Genomic DNA, 19,106 nt, shown 5'->3' on the forward strand with positions numbered 1-19,106 from the left:
TCGCGTGCAGTGCCCTGTGGCACTTCGCAGCCCTCATCAATAGGAGTGACCTGTGGGTTGATGAAAATGTTTTTGCGGTTTTCAGCTATAGAGTCATGCGCGTGGTTCATGAATCCAGAAAGGGGCCGGAACGCGTTAAGATGGCCGCCCGCAACGAACGCTTTACGCCACCCCGGAGCCAACCCTCGCAATGCCGCAGATCACGCACTTCAAAACGCCGTGCCCCGAGCACATCAACAGCCAGATCCTGCAGATGGTGGTCGACAACCTGACCGACATCAGCATGGTCGCGATACCGCCGAGCAACCTGCTCTACAACGTTTACCAGTACGCGATCGGCTACGAGGTGCATCTGTACCTGGAAGCGTTGAACGGTGCGAAAGGCATTGATGTAGAGTTGATCGTCGCCACCGATCCGGACGATCCGGACACGGTGACTGGCTTCTTGTTGTACCTGCCGGTCAAGGACGATCCCGAGGCGTGTGGCGTGGCGTATATGGCGGTTCAGGCGGAACATCGGCGCCAGGGCGTTGCGCGCCGGATGCTGCGGGAAATGGTCGGCCGTTACCCCCATGCCGAGCTGACTTGCGCGGTGGCCAAGGTGCCGTATTTCGAGGCAATGGGGTTTCAGGTGGTGGGCGTGCGGGCGCCCCAGGTCCTGATGAACACCCGCGACCACGGCAGCGACGGCTTGATGGCGCTGCTGGACGTGGCACCGATCTACAGCTCGCTGGAAGTGCGACAGATTCATACCTACCTGCTGCAAAAACATGGCAAGCGGGCAATGGTCGATGCCGAGAAACAGCGGGACCGGCATCTGGATCAGTTGACGTTCAAAGCCAATGAGTTTGTGCGTGGACGGTTGGGTGATGACGCGGTGCCAGCCAGCGGTCCGCGATTGCGCCTGGTCTGATCACCCTCTGTTCCACAATCCAGAACCCTGTGGGAGCGGGCTTGCCCGCGATGGCGTCGTGTCAGTCACCTTGATCGCGACTGAAACATCGCTTTCGCGAGCAGGCTCGCTCCCACAATGAAAGAGGGTGTTTTTCGAAGGTAAAAAAAGAGCCTCAAAGCTCTTTGATGGGGAGTAAGTAGAGCCATTGAAGCTCAAGATGCGCATGAAGCAAGCGGTGAGCTTGTAGGGGGTTCAGTGCACTCACCACTTACGCAACGGCTTGTTGAGCAAACAAGCGGCTGCGTAAGTTCATCCTAGAAAGACCGAGTGTTTCACTCAAGTACCGCTAGTCGAATCCCCCGGCCAGCCGGCCCGACGCAGCGCCTTGAGCAGCGTTTGAGCATCCAGCCCCGGCACCGCATGGCCATTACCTTCAGCGGTATCGGCGGCGAGCATGGCGTTGATGATGGCTTGCGGCAGCGTTGAAATCACGCGTTCATTTTCAGTTCCCGAGTTTGAACACCAATGCCTTCAACCCGCATTCCACATCCGCATCGGGAAACTCCGGCGGATTCTCCAGCCTTTGTTCAAAGTGCAGGCTCGGTGCTTCGCGGGTGACGCCGTCGATCAGGAAGTCCGCGCCGAACGCCGGGTCGTTCATGCAGGCCAGCACCGTGCCGTTTTCAGCGAGCAATTCCGGCAAGCGGCGCAGCACACGCTGGTAATCCTTGGTCAGCAAAAAGCTGCCTTTCTGAAACGACGGCGGATCGATGATCACCAGGTCGTACGGGCCTTTGCCGATCACTTTGCCCCAGGACTTGAACAGGTCGTGGCCGAGGAACGTGACCTGGCTCAGGTCATGGCCATTGAGCCGGTGATTGTCGCGGCCACGGCTCAGCGCCGGGCTGGACATGTCGAGGTTGACCACGTGGGTCGCACCGCCTTCGATCGCTGCCACCGAGAAGCCGCAGGTGTAGGCGAACAGGTTCAGCACCCGTTTGCCGTCGGCATTGGCCCGCACCCAATCGCGGCCATAGCGCATGTCGAGGAACAGCCCGGTGTTCTGCTTGCGCCCCAGGTCCACCCGGTATCTCAGCCCGCCTTCGGTGATGGTCATTTCGTCGATGACGTCGCCCAGCAGCCATTCGGTGGTGCTTTGCAGCAGGTAGCGGTGTTGCAGCAGCAACGTGTGTGCGCCGGATTGCGCCCACTGCGGTGACTGGGTGATCGCCATCAGCCGTTGCTTCAGGTCTTCCAGTTGCTCAGCTTGCGGTTCCTTGAACAACGCCACCAGCACCACCCCTTGCAGCCAGTCCACGGTCAGCTGCTCCAGCCCCGGCCAGCAGCGACCCCGGCCGTGGAACAGGCGGCGGGTTTCGGCGGGCGGTGTTGCCAGCGCCGTCAGCAAGTGGTCGTGAAGGGTGGAGAGGGCGTCTGCGTTCATGGGTTTGGGTCGGCAATTTGCGGGGGCGGCATTTAACCATAGATGCGCTTGTTACAGATCACACAAACCCCTGTGGAAGCGGGGTGTCCGCAGAGGCCATTTATCACATTAAATTTAACTTTACGTGAGGATTTGGCGATCTTCCGGCTCCCATACTCGGCTCCAACGAACAACAACATCGGGAGCCGGACATGGCGCAGTCATCTGCCTCACCCAAGGCCAGTCATCCACGCTGGCTGCGCCTGACCCATTGGCTCAATGCCCTGGCGGTTCTGGTGATGGTCACCAGTGGCTGGCGCATCTACAACGCCTCGCCGATCTACGACTTCAGCTTTCCCACGTCGATCACCCTCGGCGGCTGGCTCGGTGGCGCCTTGCAATGGCACTTCGCGACAATGTGGTTCCTGGCGATCAACGGCCTGGTGTACCTGATGATCAATCTGTTCAGTGGTCGGCTCAAACGACGCTTTTTTCCGCTGTCGCCCAAAGGCGTGTTGCACGACCTGTGGGCTGCATTGCGCGGAAAACTCGGGCATGCCGACCTCGGTCATTACAACCAGGTGCAACGCTTCGCCTACCTGTTTGTGATCATCGACATCACGCTGCTGGTGCTCTCCGGGCTGGTGCTGTGGAAGTCGGTGCAGTTCCCGATCTTGCGCGAATTGATGTGGGGTTACGAAGGTGCGCGCCGTGTGCACTTCTTCGCCATGGCGCTGTTGGTGGCTTTTGTCGCGGTGCATCTGGTGATGGTCGCGCTGGTGCCCAAAACGCTATTGGCCATGATTGTTGGCCGCAAGGAGCCGGTATGAAAAAGCGCATTCAGGTGCCCGGGCTGGATGAGGCTTCGATCCTCACGGATGCCCGCAAGATCCTCGCACCCCAGATCGAAGATCGCTCGCGTCGCTCCTTTCTCTTGCGGGGCCTGACCCTCGGCGGCGTGGCGATGCTGTCCGGTTGCAACATCACCGACAATGACAGCGTCGAGACGGCGTTGTCGTCGATGTCGCGGTTCAACGACCGGGTGCAGGGCTGGCTGTTCAACCCCAATGCCATGGCACCGACCTACCCGGCGTCGATGATCACCCGGCCGTTTCCCTTCAATGCTTTCTACGGTATCGAAGACGCGCCGACGGTGGAGGAGGAAAGCTATCGCCTGGAAGTCACCGGGCTGGTCGCCGACAAACGCAGCTGGCGCCTCGAAGAACTGCGCGCCATGGCCCAGACCGAGCAGATCACCCGGCACATTTGCGTGGAAGGCTGGAGCGCGATTGGCCGTTGGGGTGGCGTGCGTTTCAGCGATTTCCTCAAGCGCATCGGCGCCGACACCGATGCCAAATACGTCGGCTTCAAATGCGCTGACGACTACTACACCAGCATCGACATGGCCACCGCGCTGCACGCGCAAACCCAGTTGTCGCTGACTTACGACGGCGCGGTGCTGCCGCGTGAGTACGGCTTCCCGATGAAGCTGCGCATGCCGACCAAGCTGGGCTACAAAAACCCCAAACACATTCAGGCGATTTTCGTCAGCAACACCTTCAGCGGCGGCTACTGGGAAGACCAGGGCTACAACTGGTTCGGTGGCAGCTGATGAACGTCCGACACCTTCACCGTCCGCAAACCCATGCTCCAAGGAGTTTCATCATGAAAAAGTTGACCACCGTCGTTTTGTCCATGTGCCTGGCCGTAGGTGCCGCTAGCGTGTTCGCGGCTGACACCATGAGCAAGGACAGCATGAGCAAGGATTCGATGTCCAAGGATGCCATGTCCAAAGACGCCATGAAGAAAGATGCCATGTCCAAGGACGCGATGAAAAAAGACGCGATGTCCAAGGATTCCATGAGTAAGGACGGCATGAAAAAAGACGCCATGTCCAAAGACGCGATGAAAAAAGACGCGATGTCGCAATAACCATAAATAACGCAATCCCCTGTGGGAGCGAGCCTGCTCGCGACGGCGGTGTGTCAGCCAACAGATGTATTGGCTGACACTACGCAATCGCGAGCAGGCGCGCTGCCACAGGTTTTTTTATCGCGCTTGAAAGGGTATGACCTGAACTCATACCCCCATGACTTTTAATGGTTACAGCCCCGCCAATCCCCAGTGTTAAAAAATCGCAAACCAGCTCATCAACAACAAAAAAGAGCGTTTGCAACCATGATCAATCATCACTGCCGCGTCTTCGCCAGCGTCCTGCTGCGCTCTTCGAATCCACTCCGTACTCACGCCATGCCCTGTGCATGCGTGTGCTTGTGATCATCCAGAAAACTCCCTGAAGAGTAACCGCTCATGAAAGAACTCGACCTGTACATCGGTGAAGGCTTCGAAGGCCCAGGCGTGAACGCCGCGCACATCAACATCTTGATCGGCCCGCGCAACGGCCCGGCAGGGCAGGCGTTTGCCAACAGCCTGGCTTCGCCTAGCCAGGGTCATTGCCCGTTCATGGTCATCGCCCAGCCGAACATTCCGGTCAAGCCGATGACCCTGTACGTCAACAAAGCCGCGATTGGCAGCGACCTGCACGGCAACGCCACGTGGGGCGCGTCCCAGGCCGGTATCGCCAAGGCTGTTCTCGAAGCACTGCTCGACGGCACCCTGCCGCCGGAAGCCGAAGACGAGTGGGCCATCGTCACCGCCAACTGGGTCAACCCGGCCTGCGATGACCTGGATGCCGTGTACCTGAACAACTACAACGCCTGCCGCACCGCCATCCGCGCCGCCCTGACCGGCAAGCCGGAAACCGCGCAGCTCAAAGATGTGGTCAACCACATCAGCAACCCTTTCTACACGCCAAAAGCCTGAGGTCCGCGCCATGCAATACATCCGTTTGGGCAACTCCGGCCTCGAAGTCTCCCGCCTGTGCCTGGGCACCATGAACATGGGTACACCGGACTGGAAACCGTGGATCTTCGACGAGAAGAAAAGCGAGCCGATCGTCAAACACGCGCTGGACAACGGCGTGAACTTCATCGACCTGGCGGACTTCTATTCCGCCGGTGTCGGCGAAGAAGTGGTAGGGCGCATCGTCAAGCGCCTGGCCCGTCGTGAAGACCTGGTGATCACCACCAAAGTCGGCTACGGCACCCGCACCGGCATCAACGCCAGCGGCCACTCGCGCAAGCACATCATGGACAGCATCGATGCTTCGCTCAAACGCCTGGACATGGATTATGTCGATGTCTTCATGCTGCATTACTTCGACGTCAACACCCCGGTCGAAGAGACCATGAGCGCCATGAACGAGATCGTGCGCTCCGGCAAGGCGCGCTACATCGGCGTGTCGACCATGCTCACCGGGCAACTGGCAAAAATCCTCATGGCCTGCGAACGCAATGGTTGGGTCAAACCGATCAACATGCAGCTGCAACTGAACTGTGCCTACCGCGAAGAAGAGCGCGAGATGATCCCGTTCTGCCGCGATCAGGGCCTGGGCGTTTCAGTGTTCAGCCCGCTGGCCCGTGGCTTGCTGACCGGTGATGCAAAATCGACCCGCAACCAGACCGACTTCTTCACCCAGCAGATGTACAGCGACGAAGCCTCCTTCGAAATCGCCCATTCGGTACAACGTGTGGCCCGTGCCCGCGGCGTGTCCAATGCGCAGATTGCCCAGGCGTGGGTGGCCAATCACCCAGGCGTGGATTGCATGCTGGTCGGCGCGGACACCACCGAGCAATTCGACAGTGCCCTGGCTGCGTTGGAGACCAAACTCGACGCCGAAGAACTGCACGAACTGGAACGCAACTACACCCCGTGCGACGTGATCAACGATTACACCGCCGGCAAACGTATCCTGCGCACCGCCCGTCCGGGCCTGGAGCGCTTTAACCTGACCGAGGCCGTGGCATGAGCGCGCTGATCCGACACGGCAACTTCATCGATGGGCACTGGTTTACCGGCGAAGGGTCCGGCGGTGGCGCCACTTACCCGGTGCTCAACCCGGCCACCGGCGAGCTGATCGCCAATGTGCAAAAGGCCGGCGCCGAAGAAACCAACCTGGCCATCGACGCGGCCAATCGCGCGTTGCCGACATGGCGCAAGCTGACCGCCAAGGAGCGCAGCCAGCGCATCAAGCGCTGGGGCGAATTGATGCTGAGCAACCAGAAGGACCTGGCCACGTTGCTCAGCCGCGAGCAAGGCAAACCGCTGGCTGAAGCCATGGGCGAAGTGGTCTACGCCGCGAGCTTTCTGGAGTGGTTCGCCGAAGAAGCCAAGCGCGCCTATGGCGACGTGATTCCGAGTCACAAAGCCGATGCGCGGATCATTGTGGTCAAGGAAGCCATCGGCGTGGTCGCCGCGATCACGCCGTGGAACTTCCCGCTGGCGATGGTCACCCGCAAGGTCGGCCCGGCGCTGGCGGCCGGTTGCACGATGATCCTCAAGCCTTCGGAGGAAACCCCGTTGTCGGCGTTCGCTTTGGCGGTATTGGCCGAGCAGGCCGGGATTCCCCCGGGTGTGTTCAACGTGGTGTCCGGCGATGCCGTGGCGATTGGCGGTGCGCTGCAGGCCTCCGGCATCGTGCGAAAATTGTCGTTCACCGGCTCGACCCGAACCGGCAAATTGCTGATGCGCCAGGCCGCCGAGACCTTGAAAAAGGTATCGCTGGAACTGGGCGGCAACGCGCCGTTCATTGTGTTCGACGACGCCGACATCGACGCGGCGGTCAAAGGCGCGATGGCCTCGAAATTCCGCAACACCGGGCAAACCTGCGTTTGCGTGAACCGCTTCTTCATTCAGGACGGCGTCTACGAAACCTTCACCGGCAAACTGGCCGAGGCCGTCGCAGCGATGCGCGTGGGCAATGCGCTGGACGGTGAAACCGAGCAAGGTCCGCTGATCAACGCAGCGGCGCTGGCCAAGGTTGAACTGCACGTTGGCGATGCTTTGGAGAAGGGCGCCAAGTTGCTCTGCGGCGGTCGTCGCCATGCTTTGGGCGGCACGTTCTACGAGCCGACCATCCTCGCCGAAGCCCGCAGCGACATGCTGATCGCCCAGGACGAAACTTTTGGCCCGGTGGCCGCGTGCTTCCGCTTCACGGACGAAGCCGAAGTGCTGCAACGCGCCAACGACACGCCCTACGGTTTATCGGCCTACTTCTACAGCCGCGACATCGGCCGCGTGTGGCGTATGGCTGAAGGCCTGGAGGCCGGCATGGTCGGGATCAACGAAGGGATCATTTCCACGGAAGTCGCGCCGTTCGGTGGCATCAAGGAATCGGGCCTGGGCCGCGAGGGGTCGAAGTACGGTCTGGAGGACTACCTGGAAATCAAATACCTGTTGATGGGTGGCCTCTAACCTCCCCTAAACCCCTGTGGGAGCGAGCCTGCTCGCGATAGCGGTCTCGCGTTCAGCATCATTGTTGTCTGACACGCCGCCATCGCGAGCAAGCTCGCTCCCACAGTTAGAAACAAGCGTTATCGGCTTCATTTCTCCGTCAATAACAACAATTGGAGACTTACATGTCCGTACAACCGGTAAAAATCGACGACCTGCCTATCGGGCGCTTTCACATCAAGATCGCCGGCCTGACCTTCGGTGCGCATTTCACCGACGGCTACATCCTCGGCCTGATCGGTATCGCGTTCACCCTGCTGAGCCCGCAGATGCAACTCGACGCCTTCTGGCAAGGCCTGATCGGTGCCTCGGCGCTGATCGGCCTGTTCCTCGGCAGTCTGTTTTTCGGCTGGATCTCCGACAAGGTCGGCCGGCAGAAAATCTTCCTGGTCAGTTTCGTGCTGATCACCGTCGCTTCAGTGATGCAGTTCTACGTTGAATCAGCCATGGCGCTGTTCCTCTGCCGGGTGCTGATTGGCATTGGTCTGGGCGGTGACTTCAGTGTCGGCCACGCCATGCTCGCCGAGTTCGCGCCGAAGAAACATCGCGGCGTGTTGCTCGGTTCGTTCAGCGTGATCTGGACCTTCGGCTACGTGGCCGCAACCTTCGTCGGCACCGCGATGCTCAGCCTTGGCGACGATGCCTGGCGCTGGATGCTGGCGTCATCGGCAATCCCCGCCGCGCTGATTCTGATTGCCCGTATCGGCACCCCGGAGTCACCACGCTGGCTGGTCAATCAAGGCCGGATTGCCGAGGCTCGTGCCATCGTCAAGAAGCACCTGGGCGCCAATGTCGAGCTCGACGAAACCCAGTCCACCGAAACCCGTTCCGGTTATGCGGTGTTGTTCAGCCCTGAATACCGCAAACGCACGGCGTTCAACTGCCTGTTCTTCGTCTGCATCGTGATGCCGTACTTCGCCATCTATACCTTCCTGCCGTCGATCCTGCAGAAAATGGGCCTGGCCGAAGGCTTTGGCACCGAGCTGATGCTGAACATGCTGCTGATCCTCGGTGCACTGATCGGCATCTGGTGCACCATCAAGTTCACCCGACGCGGGTTCCTGATCAACTCGTTCATCATCCTCGCCGTGGCGCTGTTCCTGCTGGCGGTGTTGCCGAGCAGTGCAGCCTGGCTGATGGTGTTGGTGTTCGGCTTGTTCACCCTGGTGTTGTCGGCGGTGAGCAACCTGGTGGGCGTGTTCCCGGCCGAGAGTTTCCCGACCGAAGTACGCGCCAGCGGCATCGGCTTGGCCACGGCGGTCAGTCGCCTGGGCTCGGCGGTCAGTACGTTCCTGCTACCGGTGAGCGTGGCAGGCATCGGCCTGAGCCCGACCATGGGCATTCTCGCGGCGATCCTGGCGATTGGTGCGTTGCTGTCGTGGGCCTGGGCGCCGGAAACCAAGTCGCTGACCTTGAGCCAGGCGTGCAAGGCGCAGAGTCCGGTGGAGGGGGGGGCTGCGGTGGCGGTGAAAGTGGCCGCCTCAGTCTAAATACCTGCACCAGCCCAATGTGGGAGCGAGCAGGCTCGCTCCCACAGGGGAGGCAGGGGGGTATCAGGGATTGCTGACTAAACCGAGCCACTCGGTAAACAACCGCACTTTCGACAACCCCCATTTGTCATTCGCCACATCCAGCCAATAGCCATACGGCCCGATCACTTCCACAGGGGTGATGGGCAACAGGCTGCCACTGGCCAGTTCCTTCTCGATCATCTGCCGGTCGATCACCGCCAGGCCGCCACCGGCCAGCGCCGTGTGGATCACCTGGTCCAGGGTGCTGAATTCCAGGCCTCGCGCGGCATCGACATCCTCCCGGCCCATCGCCGCCAGCCAGTTTTCCCAGACCTTCAAGCGTTTTCCGTTGTGCAGGATGTGCAGCAAGGGAAACTGTTGCAGGTCGGGTGGTTGACGGTCGATGAACAATTCTGGGCTGGCCACGGCGATGTGCCGTTCCATCACCAGCAATTGACTGTGGCAGTGGCTGTTCGCTTCGAGGCCGAAACGGATATGGCAATCGATCTCGGCGAGGCTGTCGTGACTGGCCTGGTTGGTCACGCTCAGGCTGATGTCCGGGTAGCGTTGGCAGAACACCCGCAAATGCGCTGACAACCAACGCGTCGCCCAGGTCGGCGGCGCCAGGATTCTCAGGCGCTGACGCAGGTTGGGCACGCGCACGGCTTGCAGTGCGCGTTCGATGTGGTCGAAGGCATCGCTCAGTTGCGGGGATAGGGCGCTGCCGGCTTCGGTCAGCGACAGGCCTTGCGGGGTGCGGACGAACAACACCACGCCGAGGTAGTCTTCGAGTTGTTTGATCTGCCGGCTCACCGCGCCCTGGGTGACGTTCAGCCCTAACGCGGCCTGACTGAAACTACGATGCCGCGCGACCTCTTCGAAGACGCGCAGCATGTTGAGCGAGGGCAGTTGTCGCATGGGAGGGAAACTCGGTTATTGTTTTTTGTCGGGTGTGCCTATCTGACTATTGGCCAAGGGCCGATGCAAGTGTTGTTTGGGCGGACGCCGTCGCGGGCAAGCCCGCTCCCACAGGGGGCACCGAACCTGTGGGAGCGGGCTTGCCCGCGATGGCTTACTTGAAAAAAAACTACTGGATCAGAAGTAGTACCCGATGTTCATGTACAACTGATTCTCCCACTGATTCGTCCCGCCAGCCCCCAGGCTCTGGGTGTAGCTGCTGCCGCCGATGTACGGATCGTTCTTGCCGAATATCCATTCTGTGGCGATCCACAGTTTGCTCAGGGAGAACGACGTCCCGAGGATTGCCCGTTGCGACGTCTGGAAGCCACTGGCGGATTTGTCGAAGCCGCTGTAGTTGGCGTAGAGCTTGATCCCGCTGAGCTGGTCGAACAGGTATTTGCCGGCAATGTCGTAGCTGATGTCCGCGACATACAGATTGCCGCGACTGGCAACGTTGTAGGTGCCGTCGTAACCGCCGAGAGTCACCAGCTCATCGGAGCCGGGGTTGCGTGGCGACATCTGCTGGCGTGCCGCTTGCAGTTGTACGGTCCACGGGCCGTTCTTGCCCAGGTAGTGCACGGCGACCGCGTTGCGCCGGCCGTCGTCATGGGTGTCGCGGTTTTCCAGGGTCGAGGTCAGGCCTGAGAGGCCGACCTCGGATTTCCACGGCCCCAGGTCCAGTGCCTTGGCCACGCGCAATACCACGGTGTTGCGCTCCTGGTTGTCGCTGCCGTCGGCCACATAGCTGTCGGCTTCGGAAACAATGCTGGAGTAGCTGACCCCGTTGCTGGTGCCTTTGCCTTGCCAGGCCGGGCGCAAGTAGTAGCCGGCCTGGACGTTCCAGTCACCCGATTGCTGAATGTATTTGGCACCGACCTGTTGCACATCTTCAAGGCCAATGACGTTGCCCAGGGTTTCGTAGAAGGTGCTGCCGAAGTACGGCTGCAAACCGAACGGCACGGTGTTCAGGCCCACTTGCACCTGCTGATCGGGATTGAACTTGTAGCCGACCCACGCGAACTTGGCGAACTGGATATCGCCGTAATCCTTGGTGTACTGGTACGGATAGGAGCGACCATAGAAACGGTACTGGGCCTCACCGATCCAGGTGTCGGAATTGTACCTGGCGCTGAGGAACACGGTGTCCAGGCCGAACTTCTGGATGTCGCGATCGGGATCGTAATCCCAACGGGCGCGAACGGCGCCGCCGAGGTCGAGGTTGTCGGTGACTTGCACGGCCATGGCAGGGGCCGCAAAGGTGCAGAGTAGAGCGAGGTATAACGGACTGTGGCGCAAGTACGCGGGGAAGGGCATGTGACGGCTCTCGTTTATTTTTATTAGAGATGCCGACAAGTCTTGCGATCTGCGCAGGGATGAACAAACGATTAAAAATCCACTGAAACCTTCCTCGAACGCATGTTACTGAAAAAATCCTGTAGGACAATGTGGCGGCGACGTGGGATCCTTGGGCCTTGTCACCGGTCCTTGAGAGCCTTTCATGAAACGCAAAATGCCCGGCCTGAATGCCCTCAAAGCATTCGAAGTGGCTGGTAGCACCGGCAGCTTCACCCGCGCCGCCGAGTTGCTCAACGTGACCCAGAGCGCAGTCAGCCGCCAGGTGCGGCAACTGGAAGAACAGCTGGGCGAGAACCTGCTGGAGCGGCGTCACCATCACCTGGAGTTGACCAGCGCCGGGCGGGTGTTGCTGCGAGCGCTGCACCAGTCCTTTGACAAAATCGAGCTGACGGTGCGCAGCATTCAGCAGAAATCCCACGCCAATCGCCTGCACATCAACGCACCGCCGACCTTCACCAACCGCTGGCTGATGCCGCGCCTGGGGCGCTTGCGCGAGAGGCATCCGGAGCTGGAATTGAGCATCACCACGCGCCTGCAGGACAGCCTGGCGGAAACCAGTACGCTGGATTGCGCGATCCGTTTTGGCGACGGCGAGTGGGACGGTCTGGACAGTTCGTTGTTGTTTCAGGAGCGGCACATTGCGGTGTGTGCACCCACCTTGTATGCGCGGGAATGGAGCGAGCAGGGCATCGACCTCAATCGCCTGACGTTGCTGCACGTGCTGGCCAGGGAAGACCAACGCTACCTGACCTGGAAACACTGGCTGGACGCGGCGCGCATCAGTGGCGTCGATACCCAGGGCGGCTATGAGTTCGACCTGCTCGACCTGGCGATTCGCGCGGCGACCGACGGCTTGGGCATCACCATCGCCGACTGGCACATGGTTGCGTCGGAACTGGCCAGCGGACAGTTGACCCAGGTACTCAACGTGCACGTCGAAGGCCACCAGTCATATTGGCTGGTTACACGCCCCGAGCAGTCGCTGCCACAATTGCAGGTGTTCAGCCAGTGGCTGCAGGAAGAGATCTGGCTGGCGCAAAGGCAGCTCGAACCCTCTACCGCCGCTACCTGAACGTCAGCAGCCCCTGTAGGAGCCGAGCAAGCTCAGCGCCTACAGGTAACATTCATTTTTAGAATGTTACCTCGCTCAATAAATCGTTTGTCCAACACGCGCCGGACGCCAAAACTGCCCGGACTGGATAAAAACAACGATGGGCGATTCACATGCGACTCGAGCGAAACTTTGTTAACGGCCACTTCATTGAACCTGCCAGCGAAGCGCTGATCGCGGTCTATAACCCGGCGACCGAAGCGTTGCTGGGCCACGTTTCGGCGGCGACCCGGGACGAGGCCACTGCTGCCGTCGACGCGGCGGCAGCGGCGCAAAAAGTCTGGGGCAAACTGACCAGCATCGAACGCGCCGAACACCTGCGCGCTTTCGCCGACGCCCTCGAAGCCAACGCGATGAACATCGGTGAAGCGCTGGCAGCCGAGTCCGGCAAAAGCGTCAGCGATGCCAGCAACGAAGCCCGCTACGCCGCGCAGATCACCCGCTATCACGCCGAATGGGCACGCCGTATCGAAGGCGAAATCATCCCCAGCGACAGCCCGAACGAAAACCTGTTTCTGCACCGCGAAGCGATTGGCGTGGTCGCTTGCCTGATTCCGTTCAACTACCCGGTCTATACCTTGCTGCGCAAAATCGCCCCGGCGCTGATTGCCGGCAACACCGTGGTCGTTCGCCCGAGCAACAACACGCCAACCTCGGCGTTCGAGATCGCCAAGGCAGTGCAGCAATCAGGCTTGCCGGCAGGTGTGGTCAACATCCTGACCATGGACCACGGCACGGCGGCAGCGGTTTGCACGCACAAGGCCGTGGGCTTGATCACGCTGACCGGCAGCGTTAACGCCGGGCGCATCGTGCTCGATTACTGCAAGGCCAACATCGCCAAGCCGTCGCTGGAGCTGGGCGGTAAAACCCCGGCGATCATCGAAGCCGACGCCGACCTTGAAACAGCCGCCAACGCCATCGTGGCCTCCAAGACCACCCACTGCGGTCAATTGTGCACGGCGGTGGAGCGGGTTTATGTGCAGGAAAGCGTGTACGACAAATTCCTCGGCCTGCTGAAAGAAAAAATCAGCGCCGTGAAATTCGGTGACCGTGTCACTGACGCGAGCCAGATGGGCCCGCTGGTCAACGCCAGTTCGCGGCAGAACATCCACGCCATGGTCGAGCGCGCCATCGCCGACGGCGCGGTGCTGGAAACCGGCGGTTTCATCCCGCAAGGCAAGGGCCATTTCTATCCGCCAACGCTGCTCAGCGGTTGCCGCCAGGACATGGAAATCATCCAGGAAGAAATCTTCGGTCCGGTGCTGCCGGTCCTCAAATACCGCGACATCGACGAAGCCCTGGCCATGGCCAACGACCACCAGTTCGGTCTGGCCTCGGTGCTCTACACCGAGAACTACCGCACCGTGCAAAAAGTCGCCAATGCCATCGAGGCCGGCGAGTTGTACGTCAATCGCACCCCGGCCGACCCGTATCAGGGCTTCCACGCCGGCTGGAAACGCTCGGGCCTGGGCGGCGATGATGGCAAGCACGGCATGCTCGAATTCACCCAGACCCGCCTGGTGGTCATGAAGTATTGATCCAACCGCAACACGCCTCACGCTGCACCCATAAAAACAATTAACACGGCCGCCCGGACCACCGGGCGCCAGAGGTCTACTCGATGTCCAAGCATGCATCCACTGCTGCCGCTGTTCAGGGTTCGAACGCGGTTACACAACGCCAGAGTGACAAGGGAAGTCGCTATTTCCAACTGATGCTGCTGGTGCTGGCCGCCGGTGCGATCTACCCGATCCTGTACCTGCGTCAGGTCTACCAGACCACCATGCTCGAAGTGTTCCAGATCAACCACAGCGAGCTGGGTTATCTGTACTCGATGCTGGGAACGATTTTCCTGTTGTCGTACCTGCCCAGCGGCTGGCTGGCGGATCGCATTGCGCCACGTTTCCTGATTTTCTTTTCGCTGGTCGCCACCGGCGCCCTCGGCTTGTGGTATTCCACCGCGCCGTCGATGACCGGCCTGATGATTATCTTTGGCTGCTGGGGCCTGACCACCGGCCTGACCTTCTGGGCCTCGGTGCTCAAGCGGGTGAAGATGATCGCTCACCACACTGAACAGGGCCGCTTCTTCGGCATCCTCGATGGCGGTCGCGGTCTGGTTGAAGCCTTGCTGGCCACCGTGGCGCTGGGGTTGTTCGCTTTCGCCACTGAAACCCGTGGCGAATCGGCCGCCGAAGGCTTCAAGCACGTGGTCTATCTCTATGCCTTCACCTGTATTGCCATCGGCTGTGTGCTGGTGCTGATCAAGGATCCGAAGTCGATGGAAGACACGGCGGCGGTGGAGAAGGGCAAGTTCAACCTGCTCAGCGACCTGGCCACCCTGGTGAAAATTCCGGAGCTGTGGCTGGTCACCGCGATTGTGTTCTGCGGCTATCACATCTTTTGGGCCACTTACAGTTTCTCGGACTATTTGCAGGGCGGCGGCATGACCGCGGTCATGGCCGGCACCATCACCACCATCAAGTTGTGGATGCGCCCGATCGGCGGTATCGGCGGTGGCTGGCTGGGTGACAGGTTCTCGAACATTTCGGTACTGATCGTGGCGCTGTTGCTGGCGTCCCTGGCGATGGTGGGCCTGATCGTATTCCCGGCGCTCAACAGCATGGGCCTGCTGATCGGCACGGTGATCTTCATCGGCCTCATGACCTACGCCATTCGCGGCTTGTACTGGGCGATCCTCGACACCTGCAACATTCCGCTGCGCATCACCGGCCTGGCCATCGGCATTGTCTCGGTCGTGGGTTACCTGCCGGACGCGTTCATTCCATTGATCAACGGCTACCTCACCGAACATTACCCCGGTGCCTTTGGTTACAAGCTGTATTTCGGCTACATCGCTTTCGTCGGCCTGCTCGGAACCCTGGCGGCCCTGACTTTGCGCGCACGTATCAATCGTAAATCTTTGAAGAAGACAGGTGCCTGAGATGAAAATCGTCGCCCTTGAAACCCATATCGTTGCCGTGCCGCCACCGCACGTCGGTGGGATGTACTGGCTGTTCGTCAAGATCAAGACCGATTGCGGCATCGAAGGCGTGGGCGAAATCTACGCCGCCACCTTCGGCCCCAAAGCCATGCTGCCGATCATCGAGGACGTGTTCGAACGCTACCTGTTGAACCAGGATCCGCACCACATCGAGCGTTTTTTCCGCCAGGCTTATTCGAGCGGTTTCACCCAGCGTCCGGACCTGACCATGATGGGCGTGGTCAGCGGCCTGGAGATGGCCTGTTGGGACATCATCGGCAAAGCGGCGAACAAACCGGTTTATGAACTGTTGGGCGGCAAGGTCAACGAACGCCTGCGTTCCTACACCTATCTGTACCCGGTCAACAGCAAGGGCGAGTACGACTACGACGACCCGGACCTGGCCGCCGAGTGCGCGATCGAAAACATGAACAAAGGCTTCACCGCCTTGAAATTCGATCCGGCCGGACCGTACACCGCGTATTCCGGGCACCAGATCTCGCTGGAAGTGCTGGAGCGCTGCGAAACCTTCTGCCGCAAGATCCGCGAAGCGGTGGGCGACAAGTGCGACCTGCTGTTCGGCACCCACGGGCAAATGGTGCCGTCCTCGGCGATCCGCCTGGCCAAGCGTCTGGAGAAGTACGACCCGCTGTGGTTCGAAGAGCCGGTGCCGCCTGGCCAGGAAGACGCCATGGCGCAAGTCGCGGCCAAGACCAGCATCCCGATTGCCACGGGCGAGCGACTGACCACCAAGTACGAATTCTTCAAGTTGCTGCAGGCGGGCGGAGCATCGATCTTGCAAATGAACGTCGCCCGCTGCGGTGGCCTGCTGGAGGCGAAGAAAATCGCCAGCATGGCCGAAGCCTACTACGCGCAGATCGCGCCGCATCTCTACAACGGGCCGATTGGCGCGGCGGCCAGTTTCCAGTTGGCGACCTGCACGCCGAACTTCCTGATCCAGGAAAGCATCATGACCTGGGGTGGTTTCCATGCCGAAGTCCTGACCAAGCCGCTGCAATGGGAGGACGGCTACATCATCCCGTCCACCGAACCGGGCCTTGGCGTAGAGCTGAACATGGACGTGGTGCGCAAGCATTCGCCCTACACCGGAGAGCGCCTGCACCTGCAAATGGCACCGACCCCGGCGGACGTCAAAGACACATCGCCAGCCAGGGGCTGACAGGAGATTGCGGCCTGGCGCACTCCATGTCGGCGCGAGCTTGCTCGCGATGAGGGCCTGACATTCAGCATTGATGTTGACTGATACGACGCCATTGTCGGAACGCCGCCCGGAGCAAGTTCGCTCCCACAGGGATGTGCGCCTGGCCAAGGTTTTTTTTGTACAACGACTTACGCGGTAACCGTGCATGACATACGACTACATCATCGCTGGCGCTGGCGCCGCGGGCTGTGTTTTGGCCAATCGCCTTTCGGCCTCGGGAAAACACACGGTGCTGCTGCTGGAAGCGGGCGGGAAGGACAGTTCGCTGTGGTTCAAGATCCCGGTCGGCTTCGCCAAAATGTATTACAACCCGACCTTCAACTGGATGTATTACAGCCAGCCACAGAAGCAACTGGGCAATCGGCAAATCTACGCCCCGCGCGGCAAAGTGCAGGGTGGTTCGGGCTCGATCAACGCGATGATTTATGTCCGCGGTCAGGCCCATGACTTTGACGACTGGGCGGCGAACGGCAACGACGGCTGGGGCTTCAAGGACGTACTGCCGTACTTCCGCAAACTGGAAAATCATCCGCTGGGCGACAGCGAATATCACGGTGGCAGCGGACCGATCAGCATCACGCCGATGAAGGGCCAGACCCATCCGATCTGCGATGTGTTCCTCAAGGGCTGCGATGAACTGGGCTATCCGCACAGTGACGATTTCAACGGGCCGAAATTCGAAGGCGCGGGCATCTACGACGTCAACACCCGTGACGGCCAGCGTTGTTCCAGCAGCTTCGCCCATCTGCACCCGGCGTTGAGCCGGCCGAACCTGACCGTCGAACATTACGCCCTGGTCGACCGCGTGCTGTTCGATGAACAACAGCGGGCCACCGGGATCTCCATCACCCAGCACGGCGTGGCGCGCACCTTCACGGCCAACAAGGAAGTGATTCTCTGCGCCGGCGCCGTGGACACACCAAAGATTCTGCAACTGTCCGGTGTCGCCGATCAGGCACTGCTGGCCAGGCACAACATCCCGCTGGTCAAACACCTGCCGGCGGTGGGGCAAAACCTGCAGGACCACCTGTGCGTCAGTTACTACTACAAAGCCAACATTGCGACGCTCAACGATGAACTGAGCTCGTTGTTCGGTCAGTTCAAGCTCGGCTTGAAATACCTGTTCACCCGCAAGGGCGCGCTGGCGATGAGCGTCAACCAGGCTGGCGGTTTCTTCCGCGGCAACGAGCAGCAGGCCAACCCGAACCTGCAGTTGTACTTCAACCCGCTGTCGTACCAGATCCCGAAAAACAACAAGGCCAGCCTCAAGCCCGAGCCGTACTCTGGCTTCCTGTTGTGCTTCAACCCGTGCCGGCCGACCAGTCGCGGGCACATCACCATCGCCTCGAAAAATCCGCGTGATGCAGCGCTGATCGACCCGAACTACCTGAGCACCCAGAAGGACATCGACGAGGTGATCCAGGGCAGCCGTCTGATGCGCAAGATCATGCAGGCGCCGGCGCTCAAGGGCATCACCGTTGAAGAGGTGTTGCCGGGCCCGGTGGTCGAGACTGACGAGCAAATGCTGCAGTACTTCCGTGAAAACAGCGGTTCGATCTATCACCTGTGCGGTTCGTGCGCGATGGGTGCCGACGAGCAGAAGTCGGTGGTCGACAAGCGCCTGAAGGTGCACGGGCTCAACGGACTGCGCATCGTCGATGCGTCGATTTTCCCCAACGTCACCTCGGGCAACACCCATGCCGCGGTGTTGATGGTGGCCGAGAAGGGCGCTGATCTGATCCTGCAGGACGCTTGATTTATCACCTGGGTGTATCAAAAATGAATTTCCGCTGAGTCCGCTGCTCCTACTTGTAGGTAGCGGGTTCAGACCCGTGAAATCATAGGTGCAATCAGGGAGCGGCAAGTTCATGAGCCAAGTGACGACGGCGGGCGGTATTCTTCCTGAAGGGTTGATTCTGGTGGTTGAAGACGATCCGCTGATCCTGGAATTTCTCTGTGAAATTCTCCAGGAAGAAGGCTTCAAGGTGCAGCCGCAAGACAGTGCCGATGCTGCAGCGGAGTATCTGGAGCAGCATGCTGCGCAAGTCAGTTTGCTGCTCACGGACATCACCATGCCCGGCAAACTCAATGGTGCCGATCTCGCCAACCAGTTTGGCGATCGCTGGCCGGACAAGCCGATCATGATCATGTCCGGCTACGAAACCCCGCAAAGCTCCGGGGTCCGGCACGAGGTGGCTTTCATCAAGAAACCCTGGGCGCTGGGGCAATTGCTCGATTGTGTGGAAGGCGCACTCAAGTCCCGACCTGTCCTGTAGGTGTTGCGACGGATCATGTA

General features: G+C 60.2%; 17 protein-coding genes and 1 pseudogene. 14 read left to right on the forward strand and 4 right to left on the reverse strand.

Going from position 1 to position 19,106, the window contains the following annotated elements; genetic code table 11:
• Positions 1-190 precede the first annotated feature (190 nt).
• Positions 191-913: a GNAT family N-acetyltransferase gene (locus BVK86_RS25255; protein ID WP_075948970.1), complete on the forward strand. Its 723-nt coding sequence runs from the start codon at positions 191-193 to the stop codon at positions 911-913.
• 318 nt (positions 914-1,231) lie between these two features.
• Here BVK86_RS25255 and BVK86_RS29615 read toward each other — a convergent pair.
• Positions 1,232-1,369, reverse strand: a pseudogene (locus BVK86_RS29615) (P1 family peptidase); the annotation flags it as partial.
• Positions 1,370-1,397: 28 nt separating this feature from the next.
• On the reverse strand, positions 1,398-2,339 hold the full coding sequence (locus BVK86_RS25260) for a class I SAM-dependent methyltransferase (protein WP_075948971.1): 942 nt from the start codon (positions 2,337-2,339) through the stop codon (positions 1,398-1,400).
• 191 nt (positions 2,340-2,530) lie between these two features.
• Here BVK86_RS25260 and BVK86_RS25265 point away from each other — a divergent pair, with 191 nt between their 5' ends.
• The 7 genes from BVK86_RS25265 (at position 2,531) to BVK86_RS25295 (ending at position 9,160) form a co-directional block, all read left to right on the forward strand.
• Positions 2,531-3,148 carry a cytochrome b/b6 domain-containing protein gene (locus tag BVK86_RS25265; RefSeq protein ID WP_075948972.1) on the forward strand — a complete coding sequence of 206 codons (618 nt, stop codon included), beginning with the start codon at positions 2,531-2,533 and terminating at the stop codon, positions 3,146-3,148.
• Positions 3,145-3,930, forward strand: coding sequence for a molybdopterin-dependent oxidoreductase (locus BVK86_RS25270; RefSeq protein WP_075948973.1), 786 nt, complete (start codon positions 3,145-3,147; stop codon positions 3,928-3,930). The genes BVK86_RS25265 and BVK86_RS25270 overlap by 4 nt, the downstream gene beginning before the upstream one ends.
• 53 nt (positions 3,931-3,983) lie before the next feature.
• Positions 3,984-4,250: a pentapeptide MXKDX repeat protein gene (locus BVK86_RS25275; RefSeq protein ID WP_075948974.1), complete on the forward strand. Its 267-nt coding sequence runs from the start codon at positions 3,984-3,986 to the stop codon at positions 4,248-4,250.
• A 378-nt stretch (positions 4,251-4,628) separates the two neighbouring features.
• On the forward strand, positions 4,629-5,141 hold the full coding sequence (gene fae, locus BVK86_RS25280) for a formaldehyde-activating enzyme (RefSeq protein ID WP_075948975.1): 513 nt from the start codon (positions 4,629-4,631) through the stop codon (positions 5,139-5,141).
• A gap of 10 nt (positions 5,142-5,151) precedes the next feature.
• Entirely contained in the window at positions 5,152-6,186 is a 1,035-nt protein-coding gene (locus tag BVK86_RS25285; RefSeq protein WP_075948976.1) for an aldo/keto reductase, read from the forward strand.
• Positions 6,183-7,631: an NAD-dependent succinate-semialdehyde dehydrogenase gene (locus BVK86_RS25290; protein WP_075948977.1), complete on the forward strand. Its 1,449-nt coding sequence runs from the start codon at positions 6,183-6,185 to the stop codon at positions 7,629-7,631. Before BVK86_RS25285 ends, BVK86_RS25290 begins: the two co-directional genes overlap by 4 nt.
• A 164-nt stretch (positions 7,632-7,795) precedes the next feature.
• Positions 7,796-9,160 carry an MFS transporter gene (locus BVK86_RS25295; protein ID WP_075948978.1) on the forward strand — a complete coding sequence of 455 codons (1,365 nt, stop codon included), beginning with the start codon at positions 7,796-7,798 and terminating at the stop codon, positions 9,158-9,160.
• 63 nt (positions 9,161-9,223) lie between these two features.
• Here BVK86_RS25295 and BVK86_RS25300 read toward each other — a convergent pair whose 3' ends face one another.
• Both BVK86_RS25300 and BVK86_RS25305 read right to left on the reverse strand, forming a co-directional pair.
• Complete coding sequence (locus tag BVK86_RS25300; protein ID WP_075948979.1) at positions 9,224-10,099, reverse strand: LysR substrate-binding domain-containing protein; 876 nt, start codon at positions 10,097-10,099, stop codon at positions 9,224-9,226.
• A gap of 177 nt (positions 10,100-10,276) precedes the next feature.
• On the reverse strand, positions 10,277-11,455 hold the full coding sequence (locus BVK86_RS25305) for a hypothetical protein (RefSeq protein WP_075948980.1): 1,179 nt from the start codon (positions 11,453-11,455) through the stop codon (positions 10,277-10,279).
• Positions 11,456-11,639: 184 nt separating this feature from the next.
• On the opposite strand from BVK86_RS25305, the gene BVK86_RS25310 reads away from it, so the two are divergent.
• From BVK86_RS25310 to BVK86_RS25335, 6 genes are all read left to right on the forward strand, one after another.
• Entirely contained in the window at positions 11,640-12,569 is a 930-nt protein-coding gene (locus BVK86_RS25310; RefSeq protein WP_075948981.1) for a LysR substrate-binding domain-containing protein, read from the forward strand.
• Between the two features lie 152 nt (positions 12,570-12,721).
• A complete protein-coding gene (gene aldA, locus BVK86_RS25315) occupies positions 12,722-14,146 on the forward strand; it encodes an aldehyde dehydrogenase (RefSeq protein WP_075948982.1) in 1,425 nt (474 codons plus the stop codon).
• A gap of 83 nt (positions 14,147-14,229) precedes the next feature.
• A complete protein-coding gene (locus BVK86_RS25320) occupies positions 14,230-15,549 on the forward strand; it encodes an MFS transporter (RefSeq protein WP_075948983.1) in 1,320 nt (439 codons plus the stop codon).
• Position 15,550: 1 nt separating this feature from the next.
• Positions 15,551-16,768 (forward strand): mandelate racemase/muconate lactonizing enzyme family protein, encoded by a 1,218-nt coding sequence (locus BVK86_RS25325; RefSeq protein WP_075948984.1) that lies wholly within the window; start codon positions 15,551-15,553, stop codon positions 16,766-16,768.
• Between the two features lie 187 nt (positions 16,769-16,955).
• Positions 16,956-18,566 (forward strand): GMC family oxidoreductase, encoded by a 1,611-nt coding sequence (locus BVK86_RS25330; protein ID WP_075948985.1) that lies wholly within the window; start codon positions 16,956-16,958, stop codon positions 18,564-18,566.
• A gap of 112 nt (positions 18,567-18,678) precedes the next feature.
• Positions 18,679-19,086 carry a response regulator gene (locus tag BVK86_RS25335; RefSeq protein ID WP_075948986.1) on the forward strand — a complete coding sequence of 136 codons (408 nt, stop codon included), beginning with the start codon at positions 18,679-18,681 and terminating at the stop codon, positions 19,084-19,086.
• The last annotated feature ends 20 nt before the right edge of the window (positions 19,087-19,106 follow it).

This window comes from Pseudomonas reinekei (genome assembly GCF_001945365.1).
Classification (GTDB): domain Bacteria; phylum Pseudomonadota; class Gammaproteobacteria; order Pseudomonadales; family Pseudomonadaceae; genus Aquipseudomonas; species Aquipseudomonas reinekei.